The 12,973-nt window shown below is 70.1% G+C and carries 12 protein-coding genes and 1 pseudogene; 5 read left to right on the plus strand and 8 right to left on the minus strand.

Annotated elements, in window-relative coordinates:
- Nucleotides 1-32 precede the first annotated feature (32 nt).
- Entirely contained in the window at nt 33-1,121 is a 1,089-nt protein-coding gene (gene ychF / locus ACFVFH_RS07640) for a redox-regulated ATPase YchF (RefSeq protein WP_093550145.1), read from the plus strand.
- Between the two features lie 108 nt (nt 1,122-1,229).
- Here ychF and ACFVFH_RS07645 read toward each other — a convergent pair whose 3' ends face one another.
- Together ACFVFH_RS07645 and ACFVFH_RS07650 are read right to left on the minus strand one after the other, a co-directional pair.
- Nucleotides 1,230-2,351: a tyrosine-type recombinase/integrase gene (locus ACFVFH_RS07645; RefSeq protein ID WP_383764786.1), complete on the minus strand. Its 1,122-nt coding sequence runs from the start codon at nt 2,349-2,351 to the stop codon at nt 1,230-1,232.
- A gap of 24 nt (nt 2,352-2,375) precedes the next feature.
- On the minus strand, nt 2,376-2,876 hold the full coding sequence (locus tag ACFVFH_RS07650) for a helix-turn-helix transcriptional regulator (protein WP_383764788.1): 501 nt from the start codon (nt 2,874-2,876) through the stop codon (nt 2,376-2,378).
- Between the two features lie 121 nt (nt 2,877-2,997).
- Here ACFVFH_RS07650 and ACFVFH_RS07655 point away from each other — a divergent pair, with 121 nt between their 5' ends.
- The 4 genes and pseudogenes from ACFVFH_RS07655 to ACFVFH_RS07670 all read left to right on the plus strand — a co-directional run bounded on the left by ACFVFH_RS07655 (nt 2,998) and on the right by ACFVFH_RS07670 (nt 7,492).
- Nucleotides 2,998-3,192 (plus strand): helix-turn-helix transcriptional regulator, encoded by a 195-nt coding sequence (locus ACFVFH_RS07655; protein ID WP_383764791.1) that lies wholly within the window; start codon nt 2,998-3,000, stop codon nt 3,190-3,192.
- 651 nt (nt 3,193-3,843) lie between these two features.
- Entirely contained in the window at nt 3,844-4,986 is a 1,143-nt protein-coding gene (locus ACFVFH_RS07660; RefSeq protein ID WP_383764794.1) for a DUF3631 domain-containing protein, read from the plus strand.
- Nucleotides 4,987-5,229: 243 nt separating this feature from the next.
- A complete protein-coding gene (locus ACFVFH_RS07665) occupies nt 5,230-5,805 on the plus strand; it encodes a hypothetical protein (RefSeq protein WP_383765575.1) in 576 nt (191 codons plus the stop codon).
- Nucleotides 5,795-7,492, plus strand: a pseudogene (locus ACFVFH_RS07670) (relaxase/mobilization nuclease domain-containing protein). Before ACFVFH_RS07665 ends, ACFVFH_RS07670 begins: the two are co-directional and overlap by 11 nt.
- A gap of 49 nt (nt 7,493-7,541) precedes the next feature.
- Here ACFVFH_RS07670 and ACFVFH_RS07675 read toward each other — a convergent pair.
- The 6 genes from ACFVFH_RS07675 to ACFVFH_RS07700 form a co-directional block, all read right to left on the minus strand.
- Entirely contained in the window at nt 7,542-8,075 is a 534-nt protein-coding gene (locus ACFVFH_RS07675) for an SMI1/KNR4 family protein (protein ID WP_383764797.1), read from the minus strand.
- Nucleotides 8,076-8,345: 270 nt separating this feature from the next.
- A complete protein-coding gene (locus ACFVFH_RS07680; protein ID WP_383764799.1) occupies nt 8,346-9,824 on the minus strand; it encodes a hypothetical protein in 1,479 nt (492 codons plus the stop codon).
- A 73-nt stretch (nt 9,825-9,897) separates the two neighbouring features.
- Nucleotides 9,898-10,443, minus strand: coding sequence for an HAD domain-containing protein (locus ACFVFH_RS07685; RefSeq protein ID WP_383764802.1), 546 nt, complete (start codon nt 10,441-10,443; stop codon nt 9,898-9,900).
- A gap of 34 nt (nt 10,444-10,477) precedes the next feature.
- On the minus strand, nt 10,478-11,170 hold the full coding sequence (locus ACFVFH_RS07690) for a class I SAM-dependent methyltransferase (RefSeq protein WP_383764804.1): 693 nt from the start codon (nt 11,168-11,170) through the stop codon (nt 10,478-10,480).
- Nucleotide 11,171: 1 nt separating this feature from the next.
- Nucleotides 11,172-12,083 (minus strand): aminoglycoside phosphotransferase family protein, encoded by a 912-nt coding sequence (locus tag ACFVFH_RS07695; RefSeq protein ID WP_383764807.1) that lies wholly within the window; start codon nt 12,081-12,083, stop codon nt 11,172-11,174.
- 75 nt (nt 12,084-12,158) lie between these two features.
- Complete coding sequence (locus tag ACFVFH_RS07700; RefSeq protein WP_383764809.1) at nt 12,159-12,908, minus strand: hypothetical protein; 750 nt, start codon at nt 12,906-12,908, stop codon at nt 12,159-12,161.
- Nucleotides 12,909-12,973: the final 65 nt, after the last annotated feature.

Raw genomic sequence — 12,973 nt, forward strand, 5'->3', positions numbered from 1 at the left:
CCCACCTCCGCACTCCTCAGGAAGTCGCCAACGTGTCGCTCACGATCGGAATCGTCGGTCTGCCGAATGTCGGCAAGTCGACCCTGTTCAACGCCCTGACCAAGAACGACGTGCTGGCGGCCAACTACCCGTTCGCCACGATCGAGCCGAACGTGGGCGTCGTCGGCGTCCCCGACGCCCGCCTGAACAAGCTGGCCGAGATCTTCGGCTCCCAGCGGCTGCTCCCCGCGACGGTCGACTTCGTCGACATCGCCGGCATCGTCCGGGGCGCTTCGGAGGGCGAGGGCCTGGGCAACAAGTTCCTCGCGAACATCCGAGAGTCGGACGCGATCTGCCAGGTCATCCGCGCCTTCAAGGACGAGAACGTCGTCCACGTCGACGGCAAGGTCTCGCCCAAGGACGACATCGAGACGATCAACACCGAGCTGATCCTCGCCGACCTCCAGTCCGTCGAGAAGGCCGTCCCACGCCTCACCAAGGAGTCCCGTCTCCAGAAGGAGAAGGTCGCCGTCCTCGCCGCGGTCGAGGAGGCCCAGAAGATCCTGGAGTCGGGCCAGACCCTCTTCGCCGCGGGCATCACCGCCGGCACCGAGAAGGGCAAGCTCCTCCACGAGCTGCACCTCCTGACCACCAAGCCCTTCCTCTACGTCTTCAACGTCGACGAGGACGAGCTGGTCGACGAGGACTTCAAGAACGAGCAGCGCGCCCTGGTCGCCCCCGCCGAGGCGATCTTCCTCAACGCCAAGATCGAGTCCGAGCTGATCGAGCTCGACGACGACGAGGCCCTCGAACTCCTCCAGTCCATGGGCCAGGAAGAGCCCGGCCTGGCCACCCTCGGCCGCGTCGGCTTCGACACCCTGGGCCTGCAGACCTACCTCACGGCGGGTCCGAAGGAAGCCCGAGCCTGGACGATCAAGAAGGGCGCCACGGCCCCCGAGGCAGCCGGTGTGATCCACACCGACTTCCAGAAGGGCTTCATCAAGGCGGAGATCATCTCCTACGAGGACCTCGTCGAAACGGGCTCGGTAGCCGAGGCCCGCGCCAAGGGCAAGGCCCGCATGGAGGGCAAGGACTACGTGATGCAGGACGGGGACGTGGTGGAGTTCCGCTTCAACGTCTGATACGTCCGGCGAAAGGCCGTCTGACCTGCGGCGGAGCGGGTTGGGCGGCCTTTGCGGTCCGTACGGAGTCCGCGGGGTCTGACTTCGGTCAGCGCCGCGGGGGAGCGGCTACGCCGCTTCGTCGACCTGTGGGGGCTGGGCATCGGCGGACTGGTCCGCGGACGCCTTGCCGACCGCGGCCCGGATCCGCTCCTCGGAGTCGGGCCACAGGTGGGTGTAGATGTTCAGCGTCATGGCCGCGTTGGTGTGGCCGAGGCGCTCGGAGACCGTCTTCACGGACTCGCCGTGCTTGATCAGCAGGCTGGCGTAGTGGTGCCGGAGGGCGTGGGGTCCGGTGCCCTTCGGTATGCCGGCCTGCGCGCAGGCGGGCCGCCAGGACCCGTCCATGAAGTGCGTGTAGACCACGGGTCCGCCCTGAGGCGCCGTGAAGATCCAGCCCTCGGGCCCATCGGCGGGGAAGTCCCGGAGGTGGGCCTTCATCGCATCCACCGCTATGCGGGGGGAGCGGGACCGTGCGGTGCGAGCGAGCGGTCTTGGGCGGGCAGACGTACACGCCGTGCTTGGCGGTCTGCTGGATCTGCTGCTCGACCGAGACGGTCGCGTGCGGCAGGTCCACGTGCCGGAGCTGGAGGCCGAAGAGCTCGCCGGGGCGAAGCCCTGTGCACGCGCCCAGCAGGACCAGGCCCTTGTAGCGGCCGGGTATCTCCTCGGCCAGAGTCCGCACCTGCTCGACCGCGAGCGGCACCACCTTCTTCCGGGCACTGAGGGCAGCTTCGCGTCGGTGCAGGGGTTGTGTGGAATCATGCGGTCGCGGACCGCTGCCCGGAAGACGGCGTTGACCGTGTTGAAGACGGTACGGGATGTGCTCGCGGCGAGCTTGTGGGTGGTCGTCAGGCTGGTGATCCAGCTCTGCACGTCACCGGGCTTGATCGCGCCGAGTGCCCGCTTCTCCCAGATGGGGTAGGCGTAGCAACGCAGGTGCTGAGCTACGGCCTTGGCCGTCGACGGCCGGTGCGGCTGGCTGGCCCGCCACTCCTCCGCGTACTCCTTGAAGGGCTTCTTCGCCGAACGCGGGTCGACGTACTGTCCGGTGACCACGCTGGTCGTGACCTCGTCGAGCCAGCGCTGGGCGTCGATCTTGCGGTCGAAGTGGCGGGCGTGTTCCTTGCCGTCGAGGTCGCGGTATCGGGCACGCCATTTGCCGTTGGGGCGCTTCTGGATGTTGGCCAAGTGGCCTCTCCTTCGTGTCGGTTGTCAGTAGTGGCCGCCGTCCTCGATGTCACCGCTGAGGGTGCGAGCGTCCCGCTCGTCGCCCATGAGACGGAGGCACTGCTCGTGGATCGCCCGCGAGCTGTCGGGGTGGGCCTTGATGTGGTCGGCGATGGCGACCACGGCGCGATGAAGCCGGTCTTGTGCGTCGCGGGTCTCGTAGAACGCTTCGACGGCTTCTTGGACGAGGCGCCGGCTGTCGATGTCGAGCCCTTCCAGGGGCGGTGACATGAGCTCTTCGAGAGGGAGTTCGAAGACGCGGGTGAAGGCGAGAGCCTCGTCGAGGTTGATGCGTCGGCGGGGAGTGCCGTTCTCGATGCGCCAGACCGCTGTCTGGTTCATCTTGACGCCGGCTCTGGTCACCCGCTCCGCCAGCTCGGTCGTGCTCCACCCTCTGACCTCGCGCTCCAGGGCCACGCGTGCGGCCACGTTCCCTTCGCTGTAGAGCAGCGGCACCTCGCCGCCCTGGGGCCTGTCGCCTGCCATCGAACCTCCATAGTCACCATCGCTATCCCAATTGAAACATGGGCTTCCCGATTTGGGTAACCGCCGATCCTGGGGTGCAACTTTATGCAGATCGAATCACCACTTAGCCGAATGGGAATGCATGCGATACCTGACCACCGCCGAGGTCGCCGAGCGCTACCGCACAGCCGAGAGCACCGTCCGCTACTGGCGCCAGATCAAGAAGGGGCCGCGCGGCATCAAGGTCGGCAAGCGGGTCCTGTACCCCGAGGTCGAGCTGCTGCGCTACAAGCGCACCCTGATCGACGGCCAGGAGGAATGGGGCCTGGCCTCGTGAGCCACCGACAGGCCCAGACACAGCAACGGCCCCCGGCGCGCCAACGCCGAGGGCCGGAGATTCCCCTGCATGTCGCCCATCCCTGAACGAACGAACCGGTGAGGGGCGGGACCTTGCCCGTCCCGCCCCTCACCTGAGAGGAACGTCGATGGAGGACCCTACGTCCCCCGCCACCTCGAACACATCCCACAAGGTCGTCTGGCCTGCCGCTGCGGTCCCCGGCCAGGGCATCCCGTGGCTCGGTCCGGACCGGGCGGACGGCCGGTCCGCCTTTCCGGGCACCGGCGATCGACCGGACCGTGCCGCTGGTCCGGTCGGTTCGGGACCGGACCGACCCGCGACCGAAACCCGGACCGGTGTTCCGAACAACCCGGACCGGGAACCCGGACCGACGGAGAACGCGCAGCTCGGCGGCCTGACGGACCGGACCGGGAACCCGGACCATGGACCCGGTCCGGAAGCCGAGGACCGGGCGGAGAGTTCCGGCCGGTCGGCCGGCGAACCCGGACCAACGGTCCTGGCGGACCACGCTGCTCCGGGGACGGTCCCCGAACCCGGACCGGGGGCCGTGAGGGTGCCGGCCTCACGGCGGACCGGGACCAGGAAGGAACCGTCGTACTGGACGATCTGCGGGCGGCGATCGGCCGGTATGTGGTGCTGCCGAGCGAGGAGGCGCTCTCGGCGGTCACGTTGTGGGTGGCGGCTTCCCATATTCAGCCCGCTCTCCAGCATGCGCCGCGCTTGGCGGTGGTGGGGCCGACCAAGGGTTGCGGCAAGTCCCGCGTCCTGGACGTGCTCCACGAAACCGTCCATCAGCCGATGATGACGGTGAACACCTCCCTTGCGGTGATCTTCCGCGTGATCAGCAAGAACCCGCCGACGCTGCTGGTGGACGAGGCCGACACCATCTTCGGCCCCAAGGCCGGGGACAAGGAGGACCTGCGCGGCCTGCTGAACGCCGGGCACCAGCGCAACCGCCCGGCCTGGCGGATCTCAGGTCCGGAGCACAAGCCGACGGCGTTCCCCACCTTCGCCATGGCAGCGCTCGCCGGGATCGGCGACCTACCGGACACGATCATGGACCGGGCGGTCGTGCTCCGCATGCAGAAGCGCAAGCCGGGCGAGCGCATCGCCCCGTTCCGCTCGCGGTACTCGTTTCCGGAGCTGAACGCGCTGCGGGACCGGCTGACCGCCTGGCTGGCCCCGCTGCGGAGCACCGCTGGGCGCCTGGTTCCGCCGACGCCGGTCGAGGACCGCGCTGCCGATACGTGGGAGCCGCTGGTGATCGTCGCCGACCTGGCCGGCGGGCACTGGCCTTCCCGGGCCCGTTCCGCCTGCCTGGCGATGACCAGGAACGAGGTGGTGCAGGACGAGCAGACGACGCTGAAGACCCGGTTGCTCCGGGACATCCGCCGCGTGTTCGAGCAGCAGGGCGACATTGGGGCCATGCGCAGCCACGACCTGCTCGCCGCGCTCGTCCAGGACGCCGAGGCGCCGTGGGCCGAGTACGGCACCAAGGGCCTGAATGCCTACCACCTCGCCAATCTGCTGCGCGACTTCGGCGTCAGCCCGGCTAACCACCGTTTCGAGAGTGGCAGGCAGGCCAAGGCGTACGCCCGCAACCAGTTCCTCGACGCCGGGGCCCGCTACTGCCCCGACCCCGCCCCACCGGCCCCCGCAGCCAGCGACGTTGCGCCCGCACGTCGGGCCCAGGGCAGGCCACCGATCCCACCGACCGGCACGCCGCCCGTTGGCCCGCCCGGCGGGCCTGCCGGCCCCAGGCGCACTCGCTGACCCCAGCTCCGTATCCATCCGTCGCATCCGTCCCCGCGCAGGTCAGCGCGGGGACGGATGCGACGGACGTGACGAAGCCCCACCGCACACGACCACCGGAGCACCACCATGCCCGAACCGAGCACCGACAACGCGCCCACCCGCCGCCGCAAGGGGTTGTTCGGCCTGACCCGCCGATCAGCAGCAAGCTGGAGCGAACGAACCTCTAACGAGGCTTCGTCCGAGCTTGCCCCCGCCCCAGGGGTGGCGGAAGAGAAGGCCGGGCGCCAGGGGGCGCCCGAGCCGGAGGAGGCTGCCGCCGAGAACATCTGCCCGCCGGCAGTCGACTCCGTCGCCCCGCGCACTCAGCCGTCGACCGACGTCCAACCGTCCGTCGAGCAGCTCTCCTGGCGGACTCTCGACGCCCCCGTCCTGCCCGCGCTGATGAACCGCAAGCGCACCGTGGAGAAGCGCGACCAGGAGAAGACCATCCGCTTTACGCGGACCGCTGTGAGCGTGATCAGCGCCGCCGCTCACCGGCGCGGGCAGAAGTTCGCCGGATTCGTCGGAGACGCCGCCCTGGCCGTCGCCCTCGGCAAGGCGGGGCTGGTCGGCGGCCCGGAGGACGACCCGGTCCGCCCGCTGATCGAGGCCGTCGAGGCACACACGGTCGCGCTGAACCGCATCGGCGGCAATCTCAACCAGATCACCGCAGCCATCCATCGAGGAACGGTGCCCGAGCGCGCCGAGGCGGTGCTGGACCGCGTCGAGCAAGCCGCCGAGAACAGCTACCGGCTGATCGACCAGCTCCTGACGGAGGGCACCGCGCATGGTTCCTGACGTCTCCACCGGCTCCGACACCCGCGGGCTGATCGCCTACCTCTTCGGCCCCGGCCGCCGCGACGAGCACACCGACCCGCACATCGTCGCCGCCTGGGACATGGCCGGCGCCCTCGACCCCGGCCGCGACCCGGCAGTCACCTACCCCCAGCTCGCCAAGCGCCTCGACGCCCACGTCGACCTGCGCACCCGTGAGCTGGGCGGCAGGAAACCACCTCAGCACGTCTGGCACTGCCCGGTCCGTACCGCGCCGGGCGACCGCTACCTCACCGACGCCGAGTGGGCCGAGGTCGCCCGCCGCATCGTTCACGCCACCGGCATCGCTCCCGAAGGCGACGAGAAGGCATGCCGGTGGATCGCGGTGCGTCACGCCGACGACCACATCCACATCATGGCCACCACTGTCCGCGCCGACGGACGCCGCCCACGCACCCACCGTGACGGCCAGCGGGCCCAAGCCGAGTGCCGCAAGATCGAGGCCGAGTTCGGCCTGCGCCGCCTGAAGTCCGGCGACCTCACCGCGCCCCGCACCCCCACCGGCGCCGAACGCGCCAAGGCGGAACGCCAGGGCCAGACGGTCACGGCACGGCACTGGCTGCGCGAGCAGGCGTACGCGGTAGCCGCCGCCGTACGAACCGAAGCCGATTACTTCTCCGTGCTGGAGTCCCTCGGCATCAAGGTCAAAACACGCCTCGGCCCCGAGACAGGTGACGTGATCGGCTACAGCCTCGCCGCACCCGGCGACACCAACGCGGCCGGCGAACCCGTCTGGTACGGCGGCTCCAAGCTCGCCCCCGACCTCTCCATCAACCGCCTACGCGAACGCCTCCCCGACCAGAAGGTGGCCGACCGCCCCCGGTACGTGGCGGACCCCGCCGCCCCATGGCAGCACACCACCACCGCCATCCACACCGCACGCACCGCCCTCGACGCCGGTGACGATGCCGCCGCCCAGGGCCACCTGGCCGCCTTCGGCGACGCCCTGTACAACATCGCCAGCGCCACGACCGGCCCCCACCGGGCAGAACTGCAGGCGGCGGCGATGGCATTCAACCGCGCCCGCCGCTCCGCCACCCGCGCCGACCACCAGGCCGCCACCGCCCTGCGCCAGGCCGCCAAGGAACTCGCCTACGCCTCCAACGAGCCGGGCGGACTCGCCATCGCCCTGCTCTTCGCCACCCTGCACCTGGCCCACGCCACCGCCAAGTGGCACGAGCAGCGCGGCCACGAACAGCAGACCGCCGCGGCCGAAGAAGCCTTCCGCCACCTCCAGGCGGGCTACCAGCAGGCCGTCCCACCTGTCCTGGCCGACTTGGCTCGCCGCGCACCACGAGCCGCAACCGCCCGCCGCTACGAGCAGGACGTTCGCGCGGCCCTCCCCAACCACGCCGACCGAATCCTCGCCGACCCCACTTGGACCGCCCTGACCACCACCCTCGCCCACGCCGAGACCGCCGGCCACAACCCCCGACGCCTCCTGGCTGAGCTGGGCGCCCAGCGAGAGCTCGACAGCGCCGAGCGCCCGGCGGAGGTCCTCAACTGGCGCATCACGGCTTAGCCGAACCGGCGCACGCAAGCAGCTCGCAGCCGAAGCACCACCAGCGGCACCTCGGTTATGTCCGCCACGCCACGCCCTCCGGCCACACCAGTGGCCATGAGGCCCGAAGAGCGCAGTCGGCACCGCTGACCCCGGCCCGATGCCCCGCCACGCCTCGTGGCGGGGCATCGGGTCCGGCTCAAAGGCAGAGCTTCATGATGGTGTCGTCGAAGTTGGGAAACTCCTGTGTGGCCTGCGTGATGATCGCCGTTGCCGACGCTCGGCGGTCCGGGGCGAATTGCTCCGCGATGGCCGCCAGGTCGCGATTAGCCTGGGGAGCCCAATCCGGCTCGGGCTCGTATGAGGTGGCTGCTTCCCACGGGCCGAAGCCGTCAGCCAGCAGCCACAGAAAGGCGCCCAGGTCGCGAGCGACGACGCCGGTCTCTCCTTCGGAGCCCAGAAAGACAACGGGCTGCTCGACCAGTTCCCGACCGGGACGAACCAGCCAGAACGCCGCGTACCCGCCGGTGCCGTCCTGGCCGAATACACGGAAGTCGTTGCCGTTCAGCTCGCCGTTGCCTGTCCACGCACGGAACCACTCGGTGGTCTCATCGGCACTCAGGAATGACTCATACGGTTCGAAGTCGACACCATCCTCGCCAATGCACTCGAGCCGGACCGCCATGGCAGCGGCAAGCGGGGAGGAGAACTGGCGATCTCCGTTCGCGATCATGCGAGGAGAGTAGCGATCGGTTGGGCTTGGCAGCACCGCCTGCGATCCGGCTCAGCTGGCACCCGCACTCAGGGCAGTCAGCCGCGCGACCAGGTTCGTCTCAATGGGGCTCGTTGAAGGCGGTAGCCCGCTGCTGGCCAGCCTCGGAGCTGCTCGCATTGATTCCCCACCCGGTCGGCAGCATGGGCGACCGCCGACATCGCTCCCGCGGACGAGTGTGTCGCTCCGGTCGGCCTCGCACTCAGGTGAGGCCGACCGGCGAACAACGCTTCAGGAGCAGTTCCATTCCTCGCTGGGCAGTGCGTGCCACAGGTCGAGCCAGTCGTGGAGCAGGAAGAGGGGGCGGGTCAGGACGATGTCGCCGGCCCGCTGGGAGCGGATCGCCAGGCCGAGGTCGGCGAAGACCGGATCGCCGGCGACGCTGTACGCCAGGTTGCCGGGCCGTGTTGTGCGGTGGACGAGCCAGTCCTCCACGTGGGAAGGCGCGCAGCCGGTCAGCGGGGCTGCGTCCAGTCTCACCTGGGGGCCGGTGAGGGCATCTGCGGCGACGCACCCCAGGCGGCCGTCGTGAAAGAGGGCTCTGATCCCGCTCTCAGTGAAGTCGGCGTAGTTGAGCTGCCGGTCTTCGCCGTGGTGGGAGTAGGACGAGACGGCCGGTCCTTCGCCGAGGACGCGGGTGATCTCCTCCAAGGTCATCCCGTAGTGCAGGGGGCCGACTCCTACGTACGGCGTGAACGTCCACTCGGCGCGATCCTCCTCCCGGGCGATCCGCCACGGGCCGCGGTACCCCGCCTCGCTTCCAGGGGCGGCCACGGGCGGCTCGGGTGCCGGCTCGTGCAGGGCAGCCGGTATGGGAGCGGTCCGGTCCTCATGCCGGCGGCCGAGTCGTTCCGGAGCCGCGGTGTCCTCGGGTTGCTCTTCCAGCCAGCGGATCGCCTGCTCCTGCTCCTGGCCGCCGAACGGGTCCTCCGCCAGCGCGCCTGCCCGGTCCAGGGCCGCGCGGTGCTCCTTCTCCGCAGTGACGAGACCAGCGACATCCTCCCCCCAGGCAGCCAGCCGTTCCCGGGCGATCGACCGGTAGTACGAGTCCGCGCTCACGGCAAGGACTTTGCGAACGGCGGGCGTGTACCGGGGTACGGACGTGGCGAGGGCGGGGTCGGCCAGGAGCAGGGCGGTGGCCGCGAGCGCGGCCTCCTTCACCAGTGGATCGTCGGCGTCGCAGAAGTCCGCGATGCGGTCGTGGAGTATTGGCCTTGCCGCACGGGCGGCGGCCAGATTCTGCGCCGTGCCGACGCCGTCCTCGATGTCCAGGCGGGCGATGTCGGCGAACGAAGCCAGCCAGTTCAGCAGTTCGGCGCGAAGCGACCGCCGGCCAGCCCTGCGCCCCCACCGGTCTTCGGCGAGGGTGCGTGGATCGTCGAGAAGACCGGCCAGGACCAAGGCTGCCGGAGCAGTCGCCGGAGACACCTGATCCTGATTGAGGAGCAGCCGATACAGATCGCCTACCGCCCGTACCCGCCGGGCCGGGTCGGCGGCGAGCACAGCGCCGAGGACGTCCGGTGTGTCAGGCACACCGTGCTGGCCCGTACAGACGTGCGGCAGCTCATCCCAGGCGGTGCCGGTGAGCTCTGCCCGTGCTCTGGGTGGCAGGGAGCCAGTGGGAGCATCAGCAAGGTCTGGGGTCATCTCGTTGATCACGACCGCAGTGTTCCAGCTGACTCCGACACCAGCGCCGCCGATCTGTGCCACAGACCGCAGACGGCTCACGCTCGAGCAACACTCTGATGCCCTCGCTGCTCGTGGCAGCGAGGGCATCAGGGCGTCAGGCGGCGCGGGCTGTGGGTAACTGCGCGACCCACCTCGTGAGCCCGGTCAGGTGCTCGGGCTGTAGACCGAGGTGCGGGTCGGGCTGAACGAGGAGGGTCGACGTTCCCTTCGCAGTGCGCTCCGCCGCCCATTCATGGTCGAGGCCGGTGAAGTCGTCGTCGATCCAGACGGCGGGGGCGTCGCCCAGCCAGGCGTCGACGTGGTCGCGTTTCCACAGGTAGCCGTTGGGGTGGCTGGTTGTGATCTGCGGACGCGGGAGATCGACGTACGACAGGGTTGGAAGGCCGAGGAGCGGGCCGATGAGGGTGGTGGCGTCCTGCCGCCAGCTGGTGCACCAGACCGGGGTGACCAGGCCAGTGCGGATCACGTCCATGAGCAGACGGCCGTGGTCGGGGTGGAGCCAGACGGTGACCGGGTTGTCGGCGCTCCGGCCGGTGGGGACGACGTCGTGGCGGGCGTGGGTGGCCGGGGTCGAGCCGTCCGCATTGGGGAAGGGTATGAGGACGCCGTCGACGTCGAGGAGCAGGTAGGGCGGGCGCATCGGTTCCTCCAGGGAAGCCGGGGCGAGTGGCTGGTCAGAGCTTGCGGGCGCGGATCAGCAGGGTGGTGGGCCAGTGGCCCATGCGGAGGTCGTGGAACTCCTGGGCCGAGGTGAGCCAGAAGCCCGCCTGGCTGAGGTGCTTCTCCCACCGGTCAGTGGAGAACTCCCAGCGGGCGATGGGTAGGCGGGTGCGATCGGGAAGAGTGACGTGGTCGCGGCGAGGCCGGTCGTCGCCCGAGGGGCTTCGGCCGCCACGCTGCGGGTGCGGGACGGAGAAGGCGAGCACCCGTCCGGGCGTGAGGTGCTGAGCGATGGCCGGGAGGAGGAGCTCGGGGGCGACGAGACCGACGGCGCCGAAGACGGAGTAGATCGCGTCGAACTGCTCGTCGGAGGCGTGCAGGTAGTGCAGGGCGTGGCTGGCGACGAAGGTGAGGTTGTTCAGCCGTCCGTAGTGGGAGCGGGCGCGGCGGACCTGGAGGCCGACCAGGTCGACGCCGGTGACGTGGGCGCCGTGGCGGGTGGCGAGGTGGGCGGCGTTGTGACCGGGGCCGCAGCCGAGTTCCAGGAGTCGCTTGCCGCGCAGGTCGGAGCCGAGGACGTCAGCTCCGGGCCCTTGGCCGGGTCTCGTGGTCCATTCCATCCGTGTGGGTACGGACAGGGGTTCGGCGAGTCCGGCGGCGGTGCGCTGGGCGGCGTGGGCGTGCCAGGGGGATGCCTGGGCGAGCACGTCAGATCTCCAGGAGGTGGAGGACGTCGGTGAGGTGGCGGCGCACAGCCTTGATGTAGGCCGGGTCGGTGGCCGGGTCGTCGATCCAGCGGACGGACTGCTCCATGAACCACTCGACGGCCCACATGCGGTGCCAGCCCAGGGCCCAGTGTTCGGCGGTGAGTCCGCCGCGCGGGGCGAGGGCGTCGGGGGTGCCGCCGGCGGTGACGTACTGCTCCAGGAAGACGCGCATGCGCACGGGGTGCGGGGGCTCGATGGTGCCGTGCCAGCTGGCGAGGTCGAGCAGGCCGGGTCCGGTGAAGGCGCGGGCGAAGTCGAGCAGCCGCCAGCCGCGCTCGCCGATGTGGAGGCTGGTGGGGTGGAACTCGGAGTGCACCCAGCCGAACGGTTCCAGCGTCGCTCCGGCCGAGCGGCCTTCGGCGGCCTTGGCGATCCGGTCGAGCGCGTCCTCGACGTCGTCGGCGTCCTGCCACCGGTCGGCCTTGCGTAGCCGTTCGAGATGTTCCAGCGCCCGGGCCGGAAGTGCGCGCAGGCGCTCCTGGCCGAGGACGGGCAAGGGCGGAGCCGTACGGGCGCCGTGCAGGACCACGGCCGCGGCGGCACCGTCGAGGTCGTCGGCCTCGCGGACGGACGGTCCGAGGTCCTCCATGAGCATGCCGAGCCAGCCGTCCAGGACGGCGGAGGCGTGGACCTGGGGGACGGGTACGCCGAGGGTGTGGGCCAGGCGGAGGGCCTGATCCTCGCTGTCGAACGGCTTCTTGGCGTACTTGAAGATGGCCGTGGAACCGTCGGGGAAGGTCACGCGCTCGACGCCGGACATAGACCACACGCGTACCTCCTCCCGTACGGCGGTGGTCTGGCCAGCCACGGTGAGCAGGTTGTCGAGGAGTTCGGCGCTGGGGTTCGTGGTCACGTAAGGGCTCCGGAGGGGGATGGTGGCGTCCGGGGCGGGCGAGAGACGGCCCGCCCCGGAGCCTGTTCGGGTGGGTTACACGGCGGGGTTCACGCGGTGGGCGTAGACCTGCTCGATCCAGCCCGCCTTGAACGCGGCGAGGTCGTCGCGGAAGTTCGCCATCGAGGCACCGTAGGGCGCGACCACGCCGCCGGACTGGTCCGGCACGGACTGGCAGCCGTGCACGAGTCGGCCGCCGAGCGCGGCGTGGGCCTTGATGGACTCGATCCGGCGGTGCTCGTTGAACCAGCCGCCGTGGTAGACCTCGTCGAGCATCCCGCCCATCTCGTCGTCCAGGTCGAAGACGACGGAGGTGGCGGCGGGGAAGAACCAGCACGGGCCGACGTTGGAGATGTGCCCGTCCAGCTCGACCTTGTTGAGCGCCATGAGCGTGGCGGCCTCGCGGAGCATCCGCAGGTGGTCGGCGGTGATCTGCGGCAGGCCGAGGCCGGCCAGGTGCTCGTCGCGGAAAAGGTACGCGTACACCTCGTACGCGGTGGCCAGGACACGGGTCGCGTCGGAGGTCGACTCGCTGTGCTGCTTGATGAAGTCGAGCGCGAGCTGCTCGACCGCGCTCTCGGTCGTCTCGTCCACGTCCAGGAGCTGGGACTTGACCAGCTCCCAGTCGGCTACGAGCCAGGTGTTCGACTCGAAGCGGAAGAAGTACTCGGCCGGGTCGATCGTGATGCGTCGGCCGTCGACCTGGATGCCGGGCAGGCGGCTCCAGCGCGGGTCGAACGCCTCGGGCAGCTCGACCGTGATGGCCGTGGTGTCGATGGTGGTCACCGTGTCTCCGTCTCTGTTCGTCCGGACGCGGGCACAGGAATGCCCGAGCCTGGTGTGGGCGTACG

Origin of the sequence: Streptomyces sp. NPDC057697 (genome assembly GCF_042799335.1) — a bacterium.
Classification (GTDB): domain Bacteria; phylum Actinomycetota; class Actinomycetes; order Streptomycetales; family Streptomycetaceae; genus Streptomyces.

Excerpts from the sequence above, each read along its gene's own strand:
- ACFVFH_RS07650 (WP_383764788.1), bottom strand. The coding sequence starts at position 2,876 with ATGGCAGGCGACAGGCCCCAGGGCGGCGAGGTGCCGCTGCTCTACAGC.
- ACFVFH_RS07655 (WP_383764791.1), top strand. The coding sequence starts at position 2,998 with ATGCGATACCTGACCACCGCCGAGGTCGCCGAGCGCTACCGCACAGCC.
- ACFVFH_RS07675 (WP_383764797.1), bottom strand. The coding sequence starts at position 8,075 with ATGATCGCGAACGGAGATCGCCAGTTCTCCTCCCCGCTTGCCGCTGCC.
- ACFVFH_RS07685 (WP_383764802.1), bottom strand. The coding sequence starts at position 10,443 with ATGCGCCCGCCCTACCTGCTCCTCGACGTCGACGGCGTCCTCATACCC.